The 3,852-nt window shown below is 57.2% G+C and carries 5 protein-coding genes; 2 read left to right on the top strand and 3 right to left on the bottom strand.

The features are described from left to right. From AC1D17_RS28015 to AC1D17_RS28005, 3 genes are all read right to left on the bottom strand, one after another. Positions 1-523 (bottom strand): aminotransferase class III-fold pyridoxal phosphate-dependent enzyme (locus tag AC1D17_RS28015; RefSeq protein ID WP_477568494.1); only part of this gene is annotated, 523 nt, incomplete at its 3' end. Positions 524-552: 29 nt separating this feature from the next. Then, positions 553-1,200, bottom strand: a complete 648-nt coding sequence (locus AC1D17_RS28010; protein ID WP_112841511.1) for an HAD-IA family hydrolase — start codon at positions 1,198-1,200, stop codon at positions 553-555. Continuing rightward, on the bottom strand, positions 1,201-2,025 hold the full coding sequence (locus AC1D17_RS28005) for an IclR family transcriptional regulator (protein WP_477568493.1): 825 nt from the start codon (positions 2,023-2,025) through the stop codon (positions 1,201-1,203). Between the two features lie 110 nt (positions 2,026-2,135). Between AC1D17_RS28005 and AC1D17_RS28000 the strand changes: the two genes are divergently transcribed. Together AC1D17_RS28000 and AC1D17_RS27995 are read left to right on the top strand one after the other, a co-directional pair. Then, the gene (locus AC1D17_RS28000) at positions 2,136-3,074 is read left to right on the top strand and encodes a tripartite tricarboxylate transporter substrate binding protein (protein WP_162713034.1); all 939 of its coding nucleotides are present in this window, start codon (positions 2,136-2,138) and stop codon (positions 3,072-3,074) included. 74 nt (positions 3,075-3,148) lie between these two features. Further along, positions 3,149-3,730 carry a tripartite tricarboxylate transporter TctB family protein gene (locus tag AC1D17_RS27995; protein ID WP_112841514.1) on the top strand — a complete coding sequence of 194 codons (582 nt, stop codon included), beginning with the start codon at positions 3,149-3,151 and terminating at the stop codon, positions 3,728-3,730. Positions 3,731-3,852: the final 122 nt, after the last annotated feature.

Genomic DNA, 3,852 nt, shown 5'->3' with positions numbered 1-3,852 from the left:
GGAGCGGCTCATAGGCGCGACGGAAATTCTGATTCCCGTTGACACTCGCCCCGCCGAAATGTGTGCCGTGATAGCCTTTCTTTAGCGACACAAATTTCGTTCGCTCTGGTTGGCCATTGATTTTGTGGAACTGCCGGGCAAGGCGAAGTGCTGTTTCAACGCTGTCGGATCCGCCAGAGGTAAAGAAGCTGCGCACCATGCCATCGGGGCCGAAAAATTCGGCAAGGGCTACAGATAGTTCGATTAGAGGCCCGTTGGTCGTGCCGCGGAAAGCCGAGTAATATGGCAACTCGTTCAGTTGCGCAGTAATCGCTTGTTTGACGGGATCGCAGGAATAGCCGAGGTTGACATTCCAGAGGCCTCCCACGCCATCGAGCAACCGCTTGCCGTCTATATCCGTGATTTCCGCTCCTTCTCCACCCGTAATGATCGTCGGAGGATTGGCCCGCATATCTGCTGGATGTGCCATTGGATGCCAGACATGGCGGGCGTTGTGCTCGGTCAGGAAGTTGCTATCGGCCATCGTATCGTACTCCTTGGAATCGGTGTTGTTCAGGCGGAAAGAAGCGAAAGGACGCGCTCGTAGCTAGCGCCTGGGCGGGTTACATCGAAATGCACGCAGGACATCCCAATAGCCTCGCCGCCACGGATGTTCTTCAACTGATCGTCGACGAAAACGCAGTCGCCGGCGTCTATTGACAGTCCGTCGGTAATGAAGGCGAAGGCCCGTGGATCGGGCTTCAGGATCTCGGTATAGGTGGCGTCGACGATCAAGTCGAAACCGGCGAGGAACGGCAGCTTGGCGCGGAATTCCTGGCCATAAAAGAGATCGAGTTCATTGGATAAAATGGCCAATCGATGGCCCGCACGCTTTGCCGCGCCAATCGCTTCAAGCGCTTCGGGACGGATGACCTCCGATGGATCGTTGCCACGAACGGCGGTCAGGAAGGGCGGCAGTGTGTCCCAATCCCTGCCCACAAGCCTACCGGTCTCGCGCGCGCGCGTCGTCCAGTAGTCACGCTCGGTGATGACGCCGGCCTGCATGTCGCGCCAGAGCGGATCCGTGTCGACGTCAAAAGGGCCACGCCAGGTCAAAGTACCAGCGGCAAGGTCGAGCGCCCTTTCGCTCAGGTCATGCGTCTCGAAGAGGGTTTTCGATATCACCCCTCCAAAATCCAGCACCAGTGCTCTTCGCGTCATTTATRCATTCTCCCTGATCTTCATGAGAAAGGCTTTAGGCGGCTCTCCACCCATCGCCCGCGTTGCCCTCACCGATGCCCGCAGCACGGCACTTTCAATTTCGCGTTCCAGCTCCGGTGTCATGCGCGTGGAGATGCACGCCGCTGAGATCGTCGCCTGGATCTTGCCGTGCCAATTGAAAATGGGAGCGGCGATGCCAGTGACATCATCTTCAAAACTCCTGCTGGAGATCGCGCAGCCATTCTTCCGGATCTTATCCAGACGCTGTCGAAGCTCGATCTCAGACTTGACGGTGCTATCGGTGTAGGTTGTCGGGACATTGAGGCGCCGCAGCGCTTCATTGACGATCGCATCGTCGGCGTAGGCTAGAAAGACCAGGCCGGAGGCTGTGGCGTGGATGGGRAGAGGCTGTGCCGGATCGATAAATACCCTCGTGGACCGGTGCGGCTCGGCAATAGCGATTGTCGTCATGCCCTTGCCGGAGAACAAGCATGCATGCGTCGATTCCCCCACCTCCTCGGTTAGGGATTCGAGTATCGGCTGTAGTACCGCAATCACCGGAAAACTTGCTTCACGGATGCGGGCGAGGCGCAGGACTGCGGTGCCCAGACGATAGCGCCGGGTCTCTGGGTGCTGCTCAACAAAACCACTGGCAACAAGCGAGGCGAGGATCCGCATCGTTGTGACCTTGTCCATGTCAGCTGCGCGTGCAAGATCGCTCAGTCGGTACTCCGGTGTTTCAGGTGAGAAAAAGCCAAGCAAAAACATAGCTTTGTCGATCGTCTTCATCGTTGAACCAGGGCGTCTATCTTTGCTCTCGGTCATTTTTTGATCCTCGCGATTTTAGATACTTGACATAAACTAGTCGCGGATGCAACATGTTTGAAACAGCGTAGATAATAATGGAACAGCACGCAACCCACTGGAGGAATCGAATGAAAAATTTCCTGAACGGCGCTCTTGTTGCGCTCATGGCGACAACCGGAATGGTCGGAAACGTTCTCGCCGAATACCCGGAGCGGCCTATCACGATCATCGAACCCTGGCCGCCGGGGGACGTCGATGATCAGCTAGTGCGCCTGATAGCGGAAGAGTTTACCAAGCAGACAGGCGTCCCCGCGAAGGTTGTCAATCGACCCGGCGGATACGGTGTCGAAGGTGCCCAATCTGTGCTGACCTCCGCCGCCGACGGCTACACGGTTGGCAACTTTCTGATCGACATACCGACGAGCTACATCGTTCAAGGCATCACGCCCTTCGGGCGCGAAGACATGGAAGTCGTCGGCCTCAATATGAACTTCCCCTTTATCCTGGCCGCAAAGAAGGATGCGCCCTACAATAATCTTGCTGAACTGGCTGAATATGCGAAGAAGAACTCGGTCAAGCTGGCGCATTTCGGCTTCGAGACCATCCCCGCACAACAAACGTTTGAGGCTGCGCGTCAGCTTGGTTTCAAGTTTTCAACTGAAACCGGCTACGACGTGACAGACTGCACGACGCTTGCGAATGGTGACGCGGACGTAATGAATTCCACCGTCGGGCTGGTTCTAGCTTGTAAAGACGACATCAAGGTTCTCGCCGCCTACACCGAAAAGCCGATTTCTGTCTTCCCTGAGGCGCCTCTGCTGCGGGACCAGATCACGGGTCCCACCTTTGCTCTGTGGTCTGGTCTCTTTGTCCCGAAGGGCACGCCCCAGGAGGTGAAGGATTTGCTCGGATCAATCGCGGAAAAGGCGATGATGTCAGAGCAGGTTAAGCAAATCTCGGCCACAACCGGCGCAGAGGTCTATTGGCAGGGCCCAGCCGAGGCGCAGGCACGCATCGGCAAGGATTTTGAAGCGGTCAAAGACCTCTTCTCGAAGATGAAGAAATAAGTCTTCGCATCGGTCGGGCCCTCCTCCGGAAAGCCCGACCGTCCTCGGTCTATAACGTGTCAGGATATCGCKCCATGACTGCCCATGTCGATCACATCCCAACGGCTGCGGATGCGGAAACGCCGCAGTTTGAGGATGACGTCACACCCGAAGCCGCATCCACGGCAGGGACCCTATTCTGGATTTTTGCAGCGTTCGCGCTCATTCTTCTGCCCTTTGCGACGGTCGCAGGCAAGCGTCCACTCGGCTGGATCCAAGAGCCGTGGTCCTGGCCTTTCATCGTGCTGATAGTCGCCCTTTTCGGCGGCGGCGGACTGGTCTTAGATTGTCTCAGGCTGCGCCGGAACCCGGGATTTTCTGCGAAGGCAAACGAAGCCTTCGCAGGGATGGGACGCTCGTTCGCCTATGCAGCCGCCTTCTTGGCCTTCATCGGTGGGGTAGGGCTGATTGGGTTCACGTTGGCCTCCATCCTCTTCATGCAGATCCTCTATTACATGTCTGGCCTTCGGGGTGCGAAGTGGAGCCTTATCGGGCTCGCTGTGACCGTGGCAATCGTTCTCGCCTTCCGCGTCGGCCTCGGCATCTGGTTCCCACTCCCCCCTATCATGCTTCTCTTCCCTGACTGGGTCGGCAACGCGCTTGGAGAATATCTATGATGGATTCGATCATCCTCGGCTTCCAGGAAGTCGCACACTGGCAGGTGATCGCTGCACTCCTGATCGGTGCGATCGCCGGCATTCTGGTTGGTGCGATTCCAGGCATGGAGCCTGCCGGCGCG

It is taken from the genome of Pararhizobium sp. P1_E7, assembly GCF_056405855.1.
The sequence above is the reverse complement of the archived record's forward strand: the minus strand, read 5'-3'. Positions and strand labels throughout refer to the sequence as shown.

Bases quoted from the DNA above. Each gene is read 5' to 3' on its own strand.
- AC1D17_RS28010 (WP_112841511.1), bottom strand. From the start codon at position 1,200: ATGACGCGAAGAGCACTGGTGCTGGATTTTGGAGGGGTGATATCGAAA.
- AC1D17_RS28000 (WP_162713034.1), top strand. From the start codon at position 2,136: ATGAAAAATTTCCTGAACGGCGCTCTTGTTGCGCTCATGGCGACAACC.
- AC1D17_RS27995 (WP_112841514.1), top strand. From the start codon at position 3,149: ATGACTGCCCATGTCGATCACATCCCAACGGCTGCGGATGCGGAAACG.